The organism is Microcoleus sp. w2-18bC1, assembly GCF_036700365.1.
GTDB lineage: Bacteria > Cyanobacteriota > Cyanobacteriia > Cyanobacteriales > Microcoleaceae > Microcoleus.
Map to the genome: position 1 here is coordinate 183,194 of NZ_JAUBOS010000003.1, position 21,367 is coordinate 204,560.

Consider the following 21,367-nt stretch of genomic DNA (forward strand, 5'->3'; position numbering starts at 1 on the left):
GAATTACCACCGCAGAAACACCTGGATCCCAGAAAGGTATAGAATACCTAGGATGCAGCCATCAATATTACCTACTATGACAGAAGACAAAACATTGACAACCGCTAGCGGAATTCCGGTTGCAGATAACCAGAATTCCTTGACAGCAGGTGAACGCGGGCCTATCCTCATGCAGGATTTTCACCTGATGGAAAAACTGGCTCACTTCAACCGGGAACGCATTCCTGAGCGCGTTGTCCATGCAAAAGGAGCCGCTGCATTTGGCACGTTTACCGTCACCCATGACATTACTCGCTACACCAAAGCTCAGCTATTCTCAGAAATTGGCAAAGAAACTCAGGTTCTCCTCCGTTTCTCTACCGTAGGCGGCGAACAAGGTTCAGCGGATGCCGAACGTGACCCCAGAGGTTTTTCAATCAAGTTCTACACCGAAGAAGGAAACTGGGATTTAGTAGGCAATAACACGCCTGTTTTCTTCATCCGCGATCCGCTCAAATTCCCTGATTTGATCCATACCCAAAAGCGCCATCCCCAAACGCATCTCAAAGATGCTGACGCCAAGTGGGATTTCTGGTCGTTGAGTCCAGAAGCTTTGCATCAGATAACTATTCTGTTTTCCGATCGCGGTACGCCGAAAAACCACCGCCACATGGACGGTTTTGGCAGCCATACGTTCAGCCTAATCAATGCTCAAGGAGAACGGGTTTGGTGCAAATTCCACTTCAAAACCATGCAAGGTATTGATAATTTCACCGCCGAAGAAGCGACGCAGATCAAAGGCGAAGACCCCGATCATGCGACTCGCGACTTGTTTGAGGCGATCGACCAAGGTAATTATCCCAAGTGGCGGTTTTGCATTCAAGTAATGACCGAAGCCCAAGCTGCAGAGTATCGCGAAAACCCCTTTGACTTGACAAAAGTGTGGAAGCACTCAGAGTTTCCGTTAATTGACGTGGGATTTCTTGAACTCAATCGCAATCCACAAAACTTTTTTGCTGAGGTAGAACAGGCGGCATTTTCTCCTTCTAATGTCGTTCCAGGTATTAGCTTCTCTCCAGACAAAGTGTTGCAATCTCGCATCATGTCTTATCCAGATGCTCAACGCTACCGTCTGGGTGCAAACTATCAACAATTGCCTGTCAATCAACCAAAGTGTCCCGTGATGCACTATCAACGGGATGGCGCAATGGCACCGGGTAACAACGGTGGTAGCGGGCCGAACTACGAACCCAACAGCCACGAGGATGCTCCGAAGCAAAACTGTGTTTATGCTGACCCAGCTTGGGACTTAGGAAATGTCAAAGTCGATCGCTACGATCACCGTAAGGGCAATGACGATTACACCCAAGCAGGAGACCTTTATCGCTTGATGAAACCCGACGCACAGCAGCGGCTTATAGCTAACATTGTGGAAAGTTTGAGTGCAGCAAAACCGGAGATTCAGATGCGCCAACTGTGCCATTTTTTCCGCGCAGATCCGAATTATGGCCGCCAAGTCGCAGAAGGTTTAGGAATTGCGATCGATCCGTCTATGATGGCCGCTGCTGGTCAACCGGTTGGTATGTAGAACCCCCGAACATTCAATTAGACATCTACTTTTTAGCAGATGTCTATTGAAACTATGCGTGTAACAGGGACTCTTAGCCCCGTCTTAGGTGTAAATTAAATGCAGTAAAGCTTAACGTCATGGAGTTGGGGGCGATTAAGAGCGGGATAGCTTCGCTTCACGCGATTTTTAACAAATGTCTCTTGGAAAGGCACAGAACCAAGTAAAATAACTTGAGGAACTGCAAGAAAAACCAAACAAGGAAAACCAAACTATGACTTTACCAATTGGCTGTGCCGCTCCTCAATTTACCGCCAAAGACACCAACGGCAAAACCGTCTCCCTCTCCGAATTCGCCGGTAAAACCGTAATCCTGTATTTCTACCCCAAAGATGACACCCCCGGCTGCACCAGACAAGCCCAAAGCTTCAAAGCAGCCCATGAAGAATACAAGGGAAAAGATATTGTAGTTCTCGGTGTCAGCCGAGACAACGAAGAATCGCATCAAAAGTTTACAGAGAAATACGGTTTGCCTTTTCAGCTATTAGCAGATGTTGATGGCACTATTACCAAAGCTTACGATGTCGAGAAAGGTGATTATGCCAAGCGCGTCACCTTCGTCATCGACGGTAACGGCAAAATCATTCAAGTTTATGAAGGAGAAAATCTGAAAGTTGACTCTCACGCTCAAGATATTCTGGTCACTATAGTTTAGTCGCAGTTTAGTCGAAATTTAGCCGATCGCACTAACACTCCTGCACGCACCAAACGGCTAAAAACCCGGTTCCTTCCTAGATCCTAGTTGCTATAGGCAATATTCTCCTAGGAACCGGGTTTTTTTCGTAAGTCCTGACCGAAAGCATCCAGGATACAAGCCCCACGCATTCATCCGTGGGGTCAATGCTTCAATTCTAAAATCTAAAATCTAAAATCTAAAATCTAAAATCGATTGACTCAGCCAGTGAGGGGTCAAAGGTACAGGGGGAAGCAACTTACTCGAACTAAATTCTTTCCCTCAAAACTTACACCACAAATCCGCTTAACCAGGCATATATTCGGTTAAGGTGCTTATTCTACGCCTAAAGTGAGATTTGTGGGGCAACTCCCGCCAATAATTAAAAACTTATGCTGGAAAAGGCATTAACCGCCTGTAGGCTAAATCTAGGGGGGATTTTGTCCAGGTTCAGGTCATTGTGTTTAATAAAATCAGAAGTTATCCTTGCTTTAGCTGAATAATTAAGTAGGTAGGGGGATAGATAATGACAAACAGCAACATTATTTTAAGTTACTTAGGCCCGCGAGAAATTGAGGTCAATAGAGCCGCTGTCTTAGTTGGCACTTTTGACAAAAATCTAGTGGCAGCGATTTCAGCAACAGAAGGCTCAAATGCCCTGAATGTAGGGATAAATCTCTCTAGAGGCATTTGGAACATCAGTTTAGAAAAAGGATTCGATAGCACAGGAACTCGCACAGTGCAGGTGAGGGCAACTGATAAGACCGGCAAAGTTATCGGCCAACAAACAATTAACATCAAAGTTAATCCTGCTACTGGGTCACCTGCTCAATTTTTCACTTTAATTACTCTCACAGATACCAAATTCAAAGCCGGAACACTACCCGCGAGCAATCTCAACGAGCTGCAAAAAGCGGACATACCAGCAGGGAAAATTTATCAAGTTAGCGACTACGAGTTAGAAGACGGACATCTGAATGTTCAACTAAATAATCCAATTTATCCGGTGGGAAAGTCCGGCTTTTTCTACGAAAAACACGTACTCATCACCAAAGGCGCAAAAATTCTCATATTCGATCGCGCCGAGTTGCCGGTTCCGCCGCCTGGAATGCAGTTACTGTGGGTGATCAAAAAGACCTGGTTAAAGTTCACCCCTGCAGATTCTGGAACTTTAGGACCAACTCAGAAATTACAATTTAACGCGGGAGAAACTTTCAATCTTCTTGGCTACGCTTGCGTGGAGAACCATTTCCGAGTCGCTTTTGCAGCAGCAGTTCCTAACTTAGGAACTTCGGGATTTCTGTACTGGCTGCACGTCCAAATTTTGCGAGACGGCAGGGGAATTGAGTATGATAGAAATGCGGTTACGATGACTGTAATCAAAACGACTGTGTTTAAAAAGCAGCCAATAAATGCCGCTAGCCTGCCACCCCAAGAAAAAATTACCTTGCCGGCGGGAATGATTTACGGAATTGCCGGATTCTTGATCGAACAAAGCCACATTAAAGTCTCGCTGACCGAGAATTTGCCACAATTTGGCAATACAGGTTTCATTTATCCCGATTTTGTGCAATTCAGCCGCGGTGGCAAATCTTTTAATCCCGCTGTGAATTTAACTTATCAAGGGCCGTCAGAAGTTTTAGTCAATCAGCCGATCGTCCTTCGGGGTACTTTTGACCGGCAACAAGCAGCAAAAATTGAGGTGATAGCTGAGGATACATTGCCCCTAAGCGTCACGCTAAACCAAACTGCCAGCACTTGGGAAGTTAATTTGTCTAAAGGATTTAGCGTAGCGGGAGCTCGGTGGCTCAGGTTGCGGGCAACTGACAGCAAAGGTAACGTTACTGGCAGCCAAATAATTTACATTACCGTAACTTCCGATCCGCTAACTGTCGGAAAAGGTTTGACCTTAAAAATAGTTTCTGACACTTTGTTTAAGGTAGCTCCCCTTGATTCTTCCCGGCTCAACAATCAGCAAAAAGTTTTTGTCAAAGCAGGCCAGACTTTGGCCGTTAGCAAATACGGATTTATTGACGGGCATCTCAAGGTGGTTCTGGATTCAGCAATTTGGCCTGTCGGCACTTTTGGCTATTTTTATGAACCCGACGTTCAGTTGGCCAAAGGTACTCAAATCCTAAAATTTAACCTGGCTGACGTACCGAATAGCAACGTCAGCGCTCAACTTTTGGTAACTCAAACAACTCAGATTAAAGCTAAGCCCGAAGATTCATCGAAACTGCCTGCTGATCAAGTTGCTGACCTACTTTTAGGCACTACCTATGCCATTACTGGTTATGCCTGCATTTTGGGGCATTTCCGAGTAACTCTAGCCGAATCTATTCCCGGTTTTGGCAATATCGGATTTATTTATTGGCAGGACGTTAAAATTAAAAAAGACGGCAAAGAAGTTCCCTTTGACCCCGATGCTTTGACGATGACAATCCTGCAAGCAACTGTCTTTAAAAAACGGCCGGTAGATTCTTCTAGCCTGAGCAGTACCGAGAAAACTACGCTGCCTTTAGGTCGAGTTTACGGCGTTAACAGCTACGGTGCGGAAGGATCTCACCTGAAAGTTTCCCTGACTGAAGAACTGCCGAATTTTGGCAATACAGGTTATGTTTTTCCTAGTTTTGTTCAGTTCAAGCGGGGAGATAAAATTTTCGATCCGGTTCCGAACAATGTGGAATTGAACGTGCCGTATTTTTCGCAGCGGGACAATCCGCGTTTTGACTGGTCTACTTGCAACGTAACTTCGATCGCCATGGTGCTTTATTATTATGGCCTTCGTTCTCAGTGGGGCGGACAGTTGGAGGATGAGTTGTTGCAGTGGTGTTTCGACTATGCCGGCCAGGGCTCTCAAACGGATCACAGTGTGCTTTCGGCGCTGATTCAGGCCTACGGGTTTAAGACGAGTTTTAGTACGACTCGCAAATGGGCCGAGGTGCGATCGGAATTGCTAAATCGGCGGCCAGTAGTTTTAGCCGGAGATTTTACTGCGGCTGGTCACATTCTTACTGTAATTGGCTACAATTCTCAGGGTTATATCGTGCAAGATCCTTGGGGAAATGCACTCACTGGTTACAGCGATACTGAGGGGAGGAAGTTGATGTATTCCTACAGTTACGTCAATCAAGTTGCTGGGCCAGATGGGAATGTGTGGGCGCATTTTATCTATCCATAAGCTTTTTAGGTGCGATCGAGATTGCGACAGTCGATCCGGCTAGGGCTGGCAGTGCATTTGTGTCAATTTACAGCAGATTGCAGATTTATAGGTACTATCAATATCCCCGTAGGGACACGGCAATGCCGTGTCCCTACCTCTATTAGATATATCGTTTGTATCGCAGTCTCGATCGCCCGCAATATTACTTAATAATTTGAGCTATTTTCATGGGTAAAAATTTACATAGATTTCTGAAAAAATATTAGGGTTGGTACAACTTTTACACGATCTAATGAAAAGTCGATGAGAAGTCGATGAGAACTCACTCAAGTTCTCAAATAGCCACCTGATTTAATAAAAATACGGTAGAAAGTGCGATCGACCCGATTTGCATATCCCTCATTCTTTGTAGGGGCAATCCCCCCGTGGTTGCCCTCGTGGGCGGGGGGGAGGCACTCTTGGCACTCCCAAGGTTGATCGAGGGACTATTTATCAATACATCTTTATCAAAAATTTACAGATTTGTATGCAATCAACAGTTATGATTGCATACAAATTTTCAGTCTTTTTTAAACCAGGAATAGGTGGTGTGATGCCAAATTTTAATTGTCAAGTTTCAGGAAGTGCGATCGCCTTTATCGATTCTCAAGTTGAAGATTATCAAAGTTTGATTGCCGGGGTAACACCGGGTACGGAAGTAGTGGTTTTGGATGGGGACAGGGATGCGATCGACCAAATTACTCAAATTTTAGCTCTTCGTACCAATATTGACAGCATTCACATAGTTTCTCACGGGGCTCCGGGCAGCTTGCAACTGGGCACAACCAGACTGTGTTCTGACAATCTGGAAACTTATTCCGAGAAATTGCAGCAATGGCGGAGTGCCTTAACTCTGGGTGCGGATATTCTGATTTACGGTTGTAATGTCGCATCAGATTCTCACGCTAGTCCGAAAGTCCGCCAGGGGTTGAAACCCCTGTCTCAAAGCGAAAGTCGGTTTCAACCGACTGAAAACAACCTCAATAAACAGTCCTCTTCAGAGGACTTTCGCTATGAGACGGGGGTTTCAACCCCCGGCGGAACCGATGAGTACGCGATAAACGATCGACGGGCGATCAATGATGAATACGCGATCAATCGTGAAAACGCCATAATAGATCGAGAATACGCCATAGACGATCGACGCGCGATCGATAATCAATATGCGATCAATCGTAAACACAAAATAGACGGTTTCGCTTTCATCCAGCGCATCGCCCAACTCACAAATACCAACGTTGCCGCCTCCAAAAACCTCACCGGCAGTGCAGCAAAAGGTGGCGACTGGGAACTAGAAGTCACAACCGGAAAAATAGCAGCACCTTTAGCATTTCGGCCCGAAGTTCTAGCAGCATACAGCCACGTCCTTGCAACCTTCAGTGAAGCTAGGAACTATATTTTACCAAATGCTGGAGACATTGATACGGGCGACCTTAATGGTGACGGTTTCCTCGACTTAGTAGTGACAGGTAAGCAGGATCGCTTCTTCCCAAGAGATATTTCCATATTGTTGGGGACGGGCACTACAGGCAGCTTTGGTACTCCTATCAGTTTACTTAAGCCAGCAGGTAAGGAGAATCCCACTGGCGTTGCAGTGGGCGACTTTAATGGAGACAGCAAACTCGATTTAGCTGTAGCGAATCGTCAGGATTCACAAGGTAACGGCAATTTCGTTTCCATCCGGTTGGGGACAGGTACTGGCACTTTTGGCGATCCTACCAACTTTGGTGAAAATATAGATCATAAGTCGATCGCAGTCGGTGACTTTAATGGAGATGGCAAGTTAGATTTAGCCACAAATCCTGACCTCGATAACTTCATTTCAATACTTTTGGGAGACGGTACTGGTAGCTTTGGCACTGCCGTTAAGATTAATACACAAACACGCAAGTTTACTATTGATACAGCCGACTTTAACGGCGACGGCAAACTTGATTTAGTCACGTCGAACTATTCAGAGACTGATAACATTTCCGTTTTCTTAGGAGATGGTAAGGGCAACTTTAACTCCCCCGTTAACCTTACCTCCCCCGGGACAGAGTTTCGCACTGTCGTCACAGGCGACTTTAATGGCGACGGCAAACTCGATATCGCGGCCAATAACGACTCCAATAAATCTGTCTCAGTCTTCTTGGGAGATGGTACGGGTAATTTTGATACTGCTAACAACTTTAGTGTCAGACGTTATCTATTTGGAGGCCCCGAATCTGTGGTTGCAGGGGATTTTAGTGGTGATGGCAAACTCGATTTAGCCACGCCTAGCCACACCACTAGGGAACTTTTAGTCTTGCCAGGAGATGGTACGGGTAAATTTGGTACTCTCAGCATCTTTACGCTCCCGTATGCCCCGAACACTGATGGTTATATTGCTTTTGCGGTTGCGAGAGATTTTAATGCTGACGGCAAGTTGGATATAGCTACGGCTTCCGGTCAAAATGTCTCGGTTTTGCTGAATACATCGAATACAGTTAATTTCGGTGCGGCCACTTACAGCGGCGTGGAAGGAACAACAGACACAGTAGTTAATATTCCCGTCAAGATCACCGGCGGCACTCCCTTAAACGATGTAGTTGTGCCAATTCTCCTGGACTCTAGCAGCACAGCCACCGAAAATTCAGACTACACCTTTTCCCCTACTTCGATTACATTCCCCGCAGGTTCAACAGGTGACGCACTCACCAAGAATATTGCAGTTACTATCAAACAAGACAATCTCTCGGAAAACCCCGAAACTGTAATTTTCAACCTTGGCACAATTACCGGTGGCATTGCGGGCTTCACAAAAAAAACCACACTAACTATTTCAGACCAGGTTTCTGTTGCTTATACCATTGCCACCGATACTGCCAGCATTGACGAAGGTAATAGCGGAAAAAAACCTCTAACTTTCACTGTGACTCGCAGCAATGTCACTAACGGGGCAAGTAGCGTCAAATATGCGATCGCAGGAACAGCTACCAACAGCAGCGATTATAACAATATCGGCGGCACTTCAGGGGCAAAAACTGCTACTGGCACGATTAATTTTGTGACGGGTGAAACATCAAAAACCATCACTCTGGATGTGTTGGGCGACACCACGGTTGAACCCGATGAAACTATTACCGTCACCCTGTCCGAACCCACAGGCATCGCAGCGGTAACACCAATAATTACCGCTGATACCGCTACCACAACTATTATTAACTACACTGCACCGACACCGACACCGACGCCGACGCCGACACCAGAACCACCAACACCGACACCAACGCCGACACCAGAACCACCAACACCGACACCGACACCAACACCAGAACCACCAACGCCGACACCAGAACCACCAACACCGACACCAACGCCGACACCAGAACCACCAACACCGACACCAACGCCGACACCAGAACCACCAACGCCGACACCAGAACCACCGACACCGACACCGACACCAGCGCCAACACCAACGCCAACACCAACGCCAACACCGACGCCAGCGCCAACACCCCCGACGCCAGCGCCAACGCCATCGGAAACTCCGACGCCATCGGAAACTCCGGCGCCGACGCCGACACCGACGCCATCGGAAACTCCGACGCCGACGCCGACACCGACGCCAACTCCCACACCATCGGCAACTCCGACTTCACCAACTCCCACACCATCGGCAACTTCGACGCCAACGCCATTGGAAACGCCGACACCAACTTCAACTGAAACTGATTGCATTTGCAATACTATTGAGTATCCAAATTTGGATGTACCCAATGAATTTGAAAATACTATCACCAGCAATGGCAGCGGTGAAATCCAGTTTGGTACTCCAGACAATGATGCTTTTTACGGCAGTTCAAACCCGAACATATTCGATGCGGGTTTCGGCAATGACAACTTATACGGGGGCGAAAACAACGATACTTTTTACGCCAACAAACAAAATGATTTTGTTGGCGGCGATCGGGGAGACGATCTCGTGTTTGGTGGCAAACACAATGATATCATTTTGGGCGGTGAAGGTGAAGATCTCATTTTCGGCGATCGCGGCAACGATTCGATAAATGGTCAGGAAGACAACGACTTACTTTTTGGCAATTTAGGTGCTGATTTTATCGACGGCGATAAAGGAAATGATATCGGATTTGGGGGTAAGGGAAATGATATTATCTTTGGCAACGAAGGTGAGGATAGTCTTTACGGTAACTTCGGAGATGATAGTATCTGCGGAGGTGATGGCAATGATTTCTTAAGCGGAAATCAAAATAACGATCTGCTAGACGGATGCCTTGGGAATGACACTCTTTATGGTGGCAATGGTAACGATACATTGCTGGGAGGTAGCGGTGATGATGTTTTGTTTGCGGGCCGCGGTGATGACAGTTTGAATGGCGGTGATGGCACCGATCTTCTACTGGGTGGTAACGGTGATGATTTGCTGACTGGCGGTTTGGGAAGTGATATTTTGTCAGGAGGTGCTGGCAACGATCGATTCTTGCTTTCCACCAATTCTGGCATCGATACTATCTTGGATTTTGAGGAGGGCAAAGATTTGCTAATACTGGCCAACAATCTCACTTTCTCCCAACTGTCAATTACTCAAGAAAACAGTGCAACTTTCATCCGTTTGTCAGCAAGTGGTCAGATTTTAGCTTCTCTGAATGGGGTGTCTGCTAGCGTGATTAATGCTGCCAATTTTAATCTAGCTTAGAGGAATAGTAGATACAGCAGATTGAAGTTTATGAAGTGCAGGACACGGCAATGCCGTGTCCCTACGGGGATCGATCTAAAATCCATTTCAGCTAATTTTGCGCTGAATTTTGCGTTTCGCTGCGCCAATACCTAAAAAGCTCAATCCTGCTAAAGTACCGAAGATAGTAGCAGGTTCTGGTACTGGTTCAGCAGAGCCTTGTTCAAAAGAGCCTTTAATAGCGATCGCATCGTTAGCGCACTCGGCAAAAAAGTTAGCAATATAGTTCCCCGAAGGCATTGAGGATTTATTGAAACTGAATCCAATTGTTTGAGAACCTACTGCATTAAACTGAGCGAAATCAAGACCGAGGGCGCTCAAAGTTGCTGGCGTTAAAAAAATGATTTCTCCTACTTTTGTACCCGTAGCTATTGAGTTGAGAATCGTCGAGTTTCCTGTTTGTAGAAAATAGGGGTCTGTGGCAGCTAAATCGCCCATTGATGGGGTTCCGCCTTGAGATGCCACTACCGTATTGAATTGGTTTAAATTGCTAAAGCCAGAGTTAGTTTGGGTGACGTTTTTCGCTGTAACGTTACTGTAAACGCCTGTTCTCGCTACGCCGGAGTCATTTCCTTCGGCAAAGCGGATACCAAACAAGCTGCCGCTTGCATTAGCTGTATTAAAGTTTTGACCGGAAAAATTGAAGAATAAATCGCCGTAGTTGATGTTGCCTCTTTGAGCTAGTGGGTCGGCATATCCTGCTAAACTTAGATTAGAATTGATGGCGATCAAAGCTGTATCTGATGTTTCTTTGATGGCGATGCCGTAAAATTCAAATTCCCCGCCACCGATTTGGGGCCCTGTCACGCCGTCGTTGAAGGAATCGATCGCATAATTCCACCCGTTAGATAGCGTTGCTGCTGTAGCTTTTTGTTGCTGTAGTGCGAAAATGGCACAGAAAATAGCCACTGAGTAAGTCCAGTGGATGCTGTTTTTAGCAATGGATTTCATAAAATGCTCCCTGGGAATCATTGTTAAATTGTCCAGTCTGATCGATCGACAGTTTTTAATTTTTATTTAGTAAATCATACATTCGGGCCGAATTCCTTAAAGTTTTGCTACATATTTGGTCAGGTTAAATCCTATCAACTAGATTGGTTAAAACAACGAACTCATGCGAGTAGCTAAATACAGCAATCCTCGCATCAGTTGTAAAAATATGTAGGGGTAGTGCTACAAGTGCCTACCTCAGCCTGCATCGGGGCAACCGGGCGTGGGGAGAGCTCCTACAAGAATTACACAAATCATTTAGGATTGCTATATAGGACTGACGCAGGCACAGTATTATAGTGGGGCTGCATAAGTGCTGTAGGTGCAAAACCGACTACCGGTTTTGGGCGGTTGAGAACAGCAATAAACTGCCGGCTAGTCCACATATAGGCGGTACTCGCCTCTCCAAAATATTATTGTTTTTCTGGCCGATCGACTTAATTAATTTTTTATCAATTACCAATTAATTTTGACAATAGGGGCGTGATGTTGTAGATGCAGATGCCGGATTCTCTTAATAATTCGATTGTTTAATTAATAATTTTCATAAATAGTCTTTCATCCCCAGCGCTGTTCAATAATTATAATTACGTTGGTTGGGAGGACTTCATTCCTCAAACTTCTAAAATCCCGATCGCGCACAGCAGTTTTACTAATTTTACCATCAGCGTTCAACCCAACAGGCTCTCATGAATCAGCACTTTTTCTGTAAGTGCCGCCCAAAGCGAGAATTGGATAATCAAAAAAAATCATACGGCAAGAACGATCGCACGTTTTTAGAACACCCAATTAACTTTCTGCCATACATCTGCAGGCATGGTGGGTTCCTTCTAACTCCGTCGGTGGTTTCTGCACTCTTATGCGCTGCATAAATCAATCAAATTTTTAAATGCTGTTAATATATCGCCGACAGTTCGTTGACTATCTTGACTCTTCCCTTGATCACAGAACGCAGCAGGCGGTTAATTGAATGTCTGTATTCATCGTCGAGAGAGTCATCCAAAACAGCAGCCATCAAGCCGTAGCGATCGGCTAAAGTCAAACAACCCGTATCCGTAACAGAAGCAAGCATTTCGGAAATAGCGCCGGGGAGAAGTTGAACTAAAAACATGAGACATTCCTTGAATTCGATGCTTATATCATCTCTCTTTCTTGGAAAATCAAGAGTGACGCTGGCATAGCACACAATGTGATGTTTTGAGGCAAACTGTGTGACAGCGACCGCTCTAATGTTGTGACAATCTCGTTTTAAGTCTGCGATCGCACTCACAACATTAATCTTAGATATTCCAATTTCTCCCTCTCCCCTCCTAAATCTAAAGATTTAGAGAGATTTTTCCGTTTTGGGGGTGTCTTTACCCATTTCCCATGTATAAAACGCATCGGCCCTATGCGAAATATTCATAAAACTCAATATTTTGTAAAAATAGCTACGAATATTTACAATCGTGGGCCTTACATTAGCTCATAACAAAGGTGCATCGAAACGCAGCGATCGACCGAATCATCGGTAGCAACTATAACCATAAATAGTTTGGCGACCTTCGAGCCAGCGCCCAGTCAAGCTCAAGTTTACAGAAGACCAACCATGCTTAAAAGAAATTCCATCTAGTAACTAAATATACAGTTTTAAATCCATACAGTCACTAAGGTTAGCAGGAAACACACACTTTATGCTCCAAGTCAATACCTCCCCACACAAGTCAGCAGCGAGGGTAAACCGATGACCCAAACAGTAGAACCCAAAGCCCAAGCGAGCCTGAACAAGTTTGAAAAACTCAAAGCCGAAAAAGATGGCTTAACATTAACAGCCGAACTCGACCACTTCGCCGCAATCGGCTGGGAAGCAATGGACGAAATCGATCGCGAGCACCGCCTCAAATGGCTCGGCATCTTCTTTCGGCCAGTAACTCCCGGCAAATTCATGATGCGGCTGCGCTTGCCCAACGGCATCATTACTAGCAATCAAACCAGAACCCTAGCAGAAATCGTCCAACGCTACGGCGACGACGGCAGCGCCGACATCACCACCAGACAAAACCTGCAATTGCGCGGAATTCGCATCGAAGACGTACCCGACATCTTCCGCCGCCTCAAAGAAGCGGGCATGACCAGCATCCAGTCTGGCATGGACAACGTGCGTAACATCACGGGTTCCCCAGTCGCCGGACTCGACGCCGACGAACTGATTGATACGCGGGAACTGGCGAACCAAGTCCAAGACATGATTACCAACAGCGGCGAAGGCAACCCCGCGTTTTCAAATTTGCCGAGAAAGTTTAATATTGCGATCGCAGGCTGCCGCGACAACTCAGTCCACGCCGAAATCAACGACATCGCCTTCGTACCGGCTTACAAAGACGGCAACATCGGCTTTAACGTTTTAGTCGGCGGTTTCTTCTCCGCCAAACGCTGCGAAGCTGCAATTCCTCTCAACGCATGGGCAAGTCCCAGCGACGTTGTAGATTTGTGCAAAGCAATTTTAACTGTGTTTCGCGATCAAGGCCCAAGAGCAAACCGCCAAAAATCGCGGCTGATGTGGCTGATTGACGAACTCGGAATCGAAAAATTCCGAGCCGAAGTCGAACAAGAATTAGGGCGCACTTTGCCCGCCGCCGCGCCCAAAGATGAAATCGTCTGGGACAAACGCGACCACATCGGCATCTACCCCCAAAAACAATCAGGGCTCAACTATGTAGGGCTGCACGTTCCCGTCGGACGCCTGCAGGCATCGGATTTGTTCGATTTGGCCAGAATCGCCGAGGTTTACGGTAGCGGCGAGCTCAGGCTCACTGTCGAAGAAAACGTGATTATTCCCAACGTTCCCGACTCGCGGATAGAATCGCTGGTCAAAGAACCGCTGTTGCAGCGTTTTTCCATCAACCCCGCACCGCTGACACGAGCCTTGGTTTCCTGCACCGGCGCCAAGTTTTGCAACTTCGCCCTCATCGAAACCAAAAGCCGATCCGTGGCAATGATTGAGGAACTCGAAGCCGAACTTTCAGTTCCCAAACCTGTGAGAATTCACTGGACGGGCTGCCCCAATTCCTGCGGTCAACCCCAGGTAGCAGACATTGGTTTGATGGGAACAAAAGTTCGCAAGAACGGCAAAACCCTCGAAGGTGTAGACATTTACATGGGAGGCACTGTTGGCAAAGACGCTCATTTGGGTGCTTGCGTCCAAAAAGGCATCCCTTGCGAAGACCTCAAACCACTGCTGTATCAATTGTTAGTCGAGCAGTTTGGGGCAGTTCCCAAACAGACTACAGGGGATGTAGCTTTGCTGAACCGGCAACTGCAATTGACGGTTGAGGAGGGCGAAACAGCAGTCTCGGCAGCCAAACCTCAGACATCTACTGTTATTTTCGCTCGATCGGGCAAAGAAGTTGCTTGCAGCGAAGATGAGTTCATTCTCGATGTTGCCGAACGGGCCGGAGTCGAACTTGACAGCAATTGCCGGTCGGGAAGCTGTGGCACTTGCCAGCAGAAACTCCTAGAAGGCCAAACAGTCTACGATAGCAAACCAGACGCGGCGGCAGACTTAGAACCAGGGTTCATTTTAACTTGCAGCGCGCGGGCGATCGGCAAAGTGTCGATCGACGCCTAATCTAATAATGTGAGATGCGATGCGAAGGTCCCGAATCAATCTCACATCTCATATTTCCACCATCTCCAAGTACAACAACAATTCAAGACAAATGAGCAACCTTTCTAGAAGAAAATTCATCATCACCGCTGGAGCAACAGCAGCCGGCACCCTCCTAGCCCACGGTTGCAGTTCCAGTCCCACCACATCTAACGCAACTCCCAGCGGCGCATCGCCCAGCGCCACCCCAGCAGTCAACATCAACCCCGCCGACGCCCCAGAAGTTACCGCAGCCAAACTCGGATTCATCGCCCTCACCGACGCAGCACCCTTAATCATTGCTCAAGAAAAAGGGTTATTTGCCAAGTACGGCATGAAAGACGTACAAGTTACCAAACAAGCATCTTGGCCAGTTACTCGCGACAACTTAGAACTCGGTTCCGACAAAGGCGGCATTGACGGGGCCCACATCTTATCCCCGATGCCTTACCACATGACATTAGGCACAATTACCAAAGGCAATCAGCCAGTGCCGATGTACATTGTCGCCCGGTTAAATACTAACGGTCAGGCAATTTCGCTCAGCAAAAAATACCTAGATTTAAAAGTAGGTACAGACAGCGCACCGCTGAAAGCAGCTTTTGCCAATCAAAACGTTCCTATTGCTATGACCTTTCCCGGCGGCACCCACGACTTGTGGATACGCTACTGGCTAGCAGCCGGCGGTATTAATCCAGATACAGATGTTTCCGTGATTCCCATACCGCCGCCCCAAATGGTAGCGAACATGAAATCTGGCAGTATGGAAGCCTTTTGTGTAGGAGAACCTTGGAATGCTCAGCTAGTTACTCAAAAGGTAGGATACACCGCCTTGATAACTGGAGAAATGTGGAAAGATCATCCTGAAAAAGCTTTAGGTTTAAGAGGAGATTGGGTTGACAAAAACCCCAAAGCTGCAAAAGCAATTACAATGGCCGTGCTGGAAGCGCAGCAATGGTGCGATAAAGCAGAAAATCATGATGAGATGTGCCAAATCATCTCTCAAGATAAGTGGTTAAAAGTTCCAGTAGCAGATATTATCGGTCGCTCTAAAGCTCAAATTGACTACGGTACCGGCCGCATTGAAGCCGCTAGTCCAGTGGCGATGAAATTCTGGGCTGATAATGCTTCTTATCCCTACAAGAGTCACGATGCTTGGTTCTTAGCTGAAAATATTCGCTGGGGTTATATCCCGGCAACTACCGACATCAAAGCAACCGTTGATAAAGTTAACCGCGAAGATATTTGGAAAGCAGCAGCGACAGCACTTGGCGTTCCCGCAGCCCAAATTCCTACTACCACTTCTCGCGGTGTCGAAACCTTCTTTGACGGCGTGAAGTTTGACCCAGAAAAACCAGAAGAATATCTGAAGAGTCTGGCAATCAAGAAAGCATAATTAGTGAGCAGTTGACAGTTGACAGTTGACAGTTGACCAATTTTAAAATTGAGTGGAGTTGGGTTTCGTAACTCAACCCACCCCAGACATGGTGCTCCCTTCAAAGTATCTACAAATAATCGATTATTCACAATACTGCAAAAAGAAAAATGGCAACAAACCTCGCTGTTACTAAAAGCAAAAATCCAGTAAATTTCGTTCTGGATCAGCTTCAAAAAAACCGCCGAAAAATCATCCGCCCGCTGGTAGCAATTACAGTTCTGCTGATAATCTGGCAAATCCTCTGCAATAGTCCCGACTCCAGCTTGCCGGGACCCATCAAAGCTGTCCAAGAAAGCTGGAATCTGATTATTAATCCTTTCTTCGACAATGGCGGTACAGACAAAGGCTTGTTCTGGCAAATTTTGGCTAGCTTGCAGCGGGTGGCTATCGGCTTTACTTTGGCAGCAGTTCTCGGCATCAGTTTAGGCATCCTGATCGGTACAAACTCCCTAATGTTCGATGCTTTAGACCCGCTGTTTCAAGTATTCAGAACTATCCCGCCCCTGGCTTGGCTGCCGATCGCCCTGGCAGTATTTCAACAGTTCAATCCCTTTGAAGGCATGGGGGTAAAAGCTAACGAAGTATCAGCACTTTTCGTAATCTTAATTACAGCAATTTGGCCGATTCTAATTAACACCACAGTAGGCGTTCAACAAATACCCCAAGACTACAGAAACGTCGCCCGCGTCTTGCGCCTCCCTAACCAAAAATACTTCTGGAAAATCCTGCTTCCCTCTTCTGTTCCTTACATCTTCACTGGCTTGAGAATTGGCATCGGTTTGTCTTGGCTGGCGATCGTAGCTGCGGAAATGTTAGTCGGCGGCGTCGGCATCGGGTTCTTCATCTGGGACGCTTACAACAGTTCTAGACTCAGCGCAGTGATTCTAGCAGTGCTTTATGTAGGAATTGTCGGTTTAATTTTAGACAGAATCGTTGGTTTCATCGCGTCCAAAGTGGTTCCAGAAGAACAGAAATAGGATTTGGGCATCGGGCATCGGGCATCGGGCATCGGGCATCGGGCATAGCGAATGGGGAATGGTTGCCAACTACAAACTGGTAGAAATGAGTTGTAAATTAATGCCCAATGCCCAATGCCCAATGCCCAATTAATAATCAGCATCATACAAATTACAAACTAACCTAAAATTACCATGTCAGTATTTGTTGAAGTAGACCACGTTGACCGCGTATTTAACTTGCCCAATGGAGAGCAATACATTGCTCTTAAAAATATCGAACTGAAAATTAAAAAAGGAGAATTCATCACCTTAATTGGGCACTCTGGCTGCGGCAAATCTACGCTGCTAAATATCATCGCCGGTCTCGACAAAGCAAGTCAGGGGGGGATTACTTTAGAAGGACGCGAAGTCCGCGATCCAGGCCCGGACAGAATGGTGGTGTTTCAAAATTACTCGCTGCTACCTTGGCTGACGGTGCGCGAAAATATCGCCCTAGCAGTAAATGAAATTTACAGCGGTAACTCTCAAGAAGATCGCGAGTTGGTGATCGAACACCACATTAAATTGGTCGGACTCGGACACGCCGCCGACAAACGTCCGGGCGAAATTTCTGGGGGGATGAAACAAAGAGTTGCGATCGCCCGCGCCCTGGCGATTCGCCCGAAATTGCTGTTGCTAGACGAACCCTTCGGCGCCCTCGATGCTTTAACTCGCGGCGGTTTGCAAGACCAGTTGATGAAAATTTGCGAGGAAAGCAAAGTCACCAGCGTGATGGTAACTCACGACGTGGATGAGGCTTTATTACTGAGCGATCGCATTGTGATGCTCACCAACGGCCCGGAAGCGCAAATCGGGCAAATCCTCGAAGTGAACATTCCCCGCCCACGCAAGCGGATGGAAGTTGTCAACCATCCGAGTTACTACGCACTGCGTAACGAAATGGTTTACTTTCTCAACCAGCAAAAGCGGGTTAAACAGCGCCGGGCCAAACAACAACCGCCTGTGATCGCCCGCAACGGCCTGGAAAAAATCAACCTGGACATCGGCTTTATTCCCCTCACCGACTGCGCCCCCTTAGTAGTAGCTAAAGAAAAAGGATTTTTCAAAGCCCACGGCTTGGAAGAAGTTACTCTCAGCCGTGAACCAAGCTGGAAAGCGATCGCCAAAGGAGTCGCCGAAGGACGGCTGGACGCAGCGCAAATGGTCGCCGGAATGCCGATCGGGATGTTGTTGGGGCTCGACGGTGAAGCCCCTGTACCCATCTGTAGCGCCATGACGCTTTCTCGCAACGGCAATTCGATTGTTTTCAACAAAGACCTCTACAAACAAGGCATTCGGACATTAGAGGATTTCAAAGCTGCGATCGCCAAGACTCCCGATAAAGTTCACACCTTGGGCACGGTACACTCTGCCTCCATGCACAATCTGCTGTTCCGCTACTGGCTGGCCGCCGGCGGCATCGACCCGGATCTCGACGTGGGCTTGACCGTGATTCCGCCCCCGCAGATGGTATCGAATTTAAAAGCAGGAAACATTGACGGCTACTGCTCAGGCGACCCCTGGAACTCCCACGCAGTCAACAGTGGTACGGGTTTTGTTATGGCCCGTTCCCTCGATATTCTGCCCGGACACATCGAAAAAGTTCTCGGTGTTAGCGAAGATTGGGCTCAGAAATATCCTCAAACCCACCTCGCCCTCGTCAAAGCGCTTTTGGAAGCCTGCGAATACTGCGACGATCGCCGCAACCGCGAAGAAGTCCTAGGATTGATTAGCCAAGAACAATACATCGGCGCCGATCCCAAAGACATCCGTCCAGGGTTCATCGATCCGTACAACTCCGGTACGGAGGCAGAACCAGAAATGCTCTACAATTTCAACCAGTTCTCTGTTGACAAAACCAATTTTCCAGACCGCCTAGAAATGGTGTGGGTGATGGCGCAGATGGCTCGGTGGGGACTGATCCCGTTCCCAAAAAACTGGGTGGAAGTGGTTGATCGAGTTTTGCGACCCGATGTTTTCGGTCAAGCAGTGCGCGAATTGGGCTTGCCGGATATCGCTAGAGATCGCCGGACGATCGAGCTATTTGACGGCACTGTGTTTAATCTCGACGACCCGATCGACTATCTTCACAATGTCAAAATCAAACGTGCCGTCCGCATTGAAGAAATCTTAATTGAACAAATAGGCAGTCAGTGTTCCATCAAACTGCCAGCATAACCAGCAAATAGGAAGAGGGAATGAGGAGCAAGAAATCAGGAAACAAGACTCCACATTTCCCGCTTCCTAAGTCCCTAATTTCAAATTCTCAATCCAAAGTTGTCATGTCTAATTCCTCAACCCAAAATCCCAATCCTGAAAATATGCAAACTCTAAAAACTCCCCAAAAAACCAAACTTCAAACGCCCAAGCAAGACTTTCTTACGATTAAAGACGTATCGAAAGTCTACGAAACTCCTAAAGGCCCTTACGTGGTTCTCGACGGTGTAAACCTGACTATTAATGAAGGCGAATTTATTTGTTTGATCGGTCACTCTGGCTGCGGCAAATCAACTTTGCTGAATATGATTGCGGGATTCAACGGGCCGACAAACGGAGAAGTAGCCCTGGAAGGTTCGCAGATTACTGAACCAGGGCCCGATCGCATGGTGGTGTTTCAAAATTACTCGCTGCTACCGTGGCTGACTGCTACGGAAAACATTCACTTAGGCGTTGAAAATGTTTACCCGGAAAAGTCCGCAGACGAACACAATACGATCGTCCAGGAACACTTGGAATTAGTGGGGCTGACCGAAGCTTGTAACAAAAGACCGGGCCAATTGTCCGGGGGGATGAAACAGCGGGTGGCGATCGCCAGAGCTCTGGCAACTCGTCCCAAACTGTTGATTTTGGACGAACCTTTCGGAGCTCTAGACCCGATTACCCGCGAAGAGTTGCAGGAAGAATTGCTGAAAATTTGGCGGAAGGAAAAAATTACCGTCATTATGATTACTCACGATATTGATGAAGCTTTGTTTTTGGCCGATCGCATCGTGATGATGACCAACGGGCCTGCTGCTTCCATCGGCGAAGATATGCACGTTCCGTTCAGCCGTCCCCGCAACCGGGCGCGGATTATGGAAGACCCGAAATATTACGAACTTCGCAACTTTGCTTTGGAGTTCCTGTTTTCTCGCTACGCCCACCACGAAGAAGGTGAAGAAACTGACTCGGAGACAGAAGCCGTCGCGCTACCGATGCCATTACCTGCTAGCAAAAAGCCTGCGGTTGCTGACAGGCCTCTTGCACCTGCACCTTTTGTGTCTCACGCTGCCGAACCCTCAGAAGCCTCGTCGATCAAACGCGGCATCCTGGCAGCCTCGTGGTTCGTAGCAATGTTTACTTTAGCTGCGGTCAATATGTCTGTTGTTTCCAGCCAGCTAAAGCAAGCGAAACTAGCAGAAACTGCACCTCCGGCGCCGACTGCCGGGGCGATTGTGAGTTCTCCCCCCAGCCCGCAAATCGCAGCAAGTTCGATCGCACCGACTGCTAGCCCTGCACCCATTGCTGCTGCTGCAAGTCCTGCACCCATTGCTGCTGCTAACAGCGCCGCGCCCATCGCTGCTGCAAGTCCTGCACCCATTGCTGCTCCTAACAGCGCCACGCCCATTGCTGCCACCACTGCCACATCAGTGATTTCTGACCAAGCCGAACTCGATGCGATCGGAAAGCAGTTGTATGCACAAATCGACCAAAAATGGAGAACAACTCCGACATTTACCGAAAGCTTGACTTATCGGGTCAAAGTCAAACAAAACGGCGATATCCTACAGTTCGATCCCACAAATAAAGCAGCTAAAGATTTCGTCAAAGAAACTCCTCTGCCTGTTTTGCAAACTTCTGCCGGTGCCACAGCAGGCGCTGAAAAAACTGCTGAGTTCCAAGTAACTTTTAGCCCCACCAACGGTGGCGTATTTGAAGTAAAATCAGGGAAGTAGGCGACATAATACTCCCGCACTAAATCTCAGATTGCTATCAACAACCAGGTCAAAAGTAGTACCTGCGCGCTATTTGAGTCATGCAAAAAATCTTCCTCGCTCCCCATAGGTGGGGGTGACAAGATTTAGGGCTGGAGTATCTCGGTTTGAGAGGGATTTAGAAGCAGCTATCCACTGACT

At 47.3% G+C, this 21,367-nt stretch carries 11 protein-coding genes and 1 pseudogene; 10 read left to right on the forward strand and 2 right to left on the reverse strand.

From position 1 onward, the window contains the following. Window positions 1–76: 76 nt before the first annotated feature. The 4 genes from QT979_RS03880 (at window position 77) to QT979_RS03895 (ending at window position 10,162) form a co-directional block, all read left to right on the forward strand. Entirely contained in the window at window positions 77–1,567 is a 1,491-nt protein-coding gene (locus QT979_RS03880; RefSeq protein ID WP_333308262.1) for a catalase, read from the forward strand. 253 nt (window positions 1,568–1,820) lie between these two features. After that, window positions 1,821–2,261 (forward strand): peroxiredoxin, encoded by a 441-nt coding sequence (locus QT979_RS03885; RefSeq protein ID WP_333213443.1) that lies wholly within the window; start codon window positions 1,821–1,823, stop codon window positions 2,259–2,261. Between the two features lie 544 nt (window positions 2,262–2,805). Continuing rightward, window positions 2,806–5,460 (forward strand): C39 family peptidase, encoded by a 2,655-nt coding sequence (locus tag QT979_RS03890; RefSeq protein WP_333308264.1) that lies wholly within the window; start codon window positions 2,806–2,808, stop codon window positions 5,458–5,460. Between the two features lie 574 nt (window positions 5,461–6,034). Next, entirely contained in the window at window positions 6,035–10,162 is a 4,128-nt protein-coding gene (locus QT979_RS03895; RefSeq protein WP_333308266.1) for a DUF4347 domain-containing protein, read from the forward strand. 87 nt (window positions 10,163–10,249) lie between these two features. On the opposite strand, the gene QT979_RS03900 is transcribed toward QT979_RS03895, so the two are convergent. After that, on the reverse strand, window positions 10,250–11,152 hold the full coding sequence (locus tag QT979_RS03900) for a PEP-CTERM sorting domain-containing protein (RefSeq protein ID WP_333308267.1): 903 nt from the start codon (window positions 11,150–11,152) through the stop codon (window positions 10,250–10,252). Window positions 11,153–12,086: 934 nt separating this feature from the next. Next, window positions 12,087–12,302, reverse strand: a complete 216-nt coding sequence (locus tag QT979_RS03905) for a hypothetical protein (RefSeq protein ID WP_333215740.1) — start codon at window positions 12,300–12,302, stop codon at window positions 12,087–12,089. A 612-nt stretch (window positions 12,303–12,914) separates the two neighbouring features. Here QT979_RS03905 and QT979_RS03910 point away from each other — a divergent pair. The 6 genes and pseudogenes from QT979_RS03910 to QT979_RS03935 form a co-directional block, all read left to right on the forward strand. Then, a pseudogene (locus QT979_RS03910) lies at window positions 12,915–14,450 on the forward strand (ferredoxin--nitrite reductase); the annotation flags it as partial. A gap of 42 nt (window positions 14,451–14,492) precedes the next feature. Further along, window positions 14,493–14,798, forward strand: a complete 306-nt coding sequence (locus QT979_RS03915; protein ID WP_333308287.1) for a 2Fe-2S iron-sulfur cluster-binding protein — start codon at window positions 14,493–14,495, stop codon at window positions 14,796–14,798. Between the two features lie 91 nt (window positions 14,799–14,889). Further along, window positions 14,890–16,212 (forward strand): CmpA/NrtA family ABC transporter substrate-binding protein, encoded by a 1,323-nt coding sequence (locus tag QT979_RS03920; RefSeq protein ID WP_333308269.1) that lies wholly within the window; start codon window positions 14,890–14,892, stop codon window positions 16,210–16,212. A 149-nt stretch (window positions 16,213–16,361) separates the two neighbouring features. Then, a complete protein-coding gene (gene ntrB, locus QT979_RS03925; protein WP_333308271.1) occupies window positions 16,362–17,231 on the forward strand; it encodes a nitrate ABC transporter permease in 870 nt (289 codons plus the stop codon). Window positions 17,232–17,405: 174 nt separating this feature from the next. Beyond that, complete coding sequence (locus tag QT979_RS03930) at window positions 17,406–19,430, forward strand: nitrate ABC transporter ATP-binding protein (RefSeq protein WP_333215735.1); 2,025 nt, start codon at window positions 17,406–17,408, stop codon at window positions 19,428–19,430. Window positions 19,431–19,534: 104 nt separating this feature from the next. Continuing rightward, window positions 19,535–21,187, forward strand: a complete 1,653-nt coding sequence (locus QT979_RS03935) for a nitrate ABC transporter ATP-binding protein (protein ID WP_333308273.1) — start codon at window positions 19,535–19,537, stop codon at window positions 21,185–21,187. Window positions 21,188–21,367 lie beyond the last annotated feature (180 nt).

What these genes read in the sequence shown, in the direction of transcription:
- QT979_RS03895 (WP_333308266.1), top strand. Translation starts at nt 6,035, where the DNA reads ATGCCAAATTTTAATTGTCAAGTTTCAGGAAGTGCGATCGCCTTTATC.
- QT979_RS03885 (WP_333213443.1), top strand. Translation starts at nt 1,821, where the DNA reads ATGACTTTACCAATTGGCTGTGCCGCTCCTCAATTTACCGCCAAAGAC.
- QT979_RS03935 (WP_333308273.1), top strand. Translation starts at nt 19,535, where the DNA reads ATGTCTAATTCCTCAACCCAAAATCCCAATCCTGAAAATATGCAAACT.
- QT979_RS03930 (WP_333215735.1), top strand. Translation starts at nt 17,406, where the DNA reads ATGTCAGTATTTGTTGAAGTAGACCACGTTGACCGCGTATTTAACTTG.
- ntrB (WP_333308271.1), top strand. Translation starts at nt 16,362, where the DNA reads ATGGCAACAAACCTCGCTGTTACTAAAAGCAAAAATCCAGTAAATTTC.
- QT979_RS03880 (WP_333308262.1), top strand. Translation starts at nt 77, where the DNA reads ATGACAGAAGACAAAACATTGACAACCGCTAGCGGAATTCCGGTTGCA.
- QT979_RS03920 (WP_333308269.1), top strand. Translation starts at nt 14,890, where the DNA reads ATGAGCAACCTTTCTAGAAGAAAATTCATCATCACCGCTGGAGCAACA.
- QT979_RS03905 (WP_333215740.1), bottom strand. Translation starts at nt 12,302, where the DNA reads ATGTTTTTAGTTCAACTTCTCCCCGGCGCTATTTCCGAAATGCTTGCT.
- QT979_RS03890 (WP_333308264.1), top strand. Translation starts at nt 2,806, where the DNA reads ATGACAAACAGCAACATTATTTTAAGTTACTTAGGCCCGCGAGAAATT.
- QT979_RS03900 (WP_333308267.1), bottom strand. Translation starts at nt 11,152, where the DNA reads ATGAAATCCATTGCTAAAAACAGCATCCACTGGACTTACTCAGTGGCT.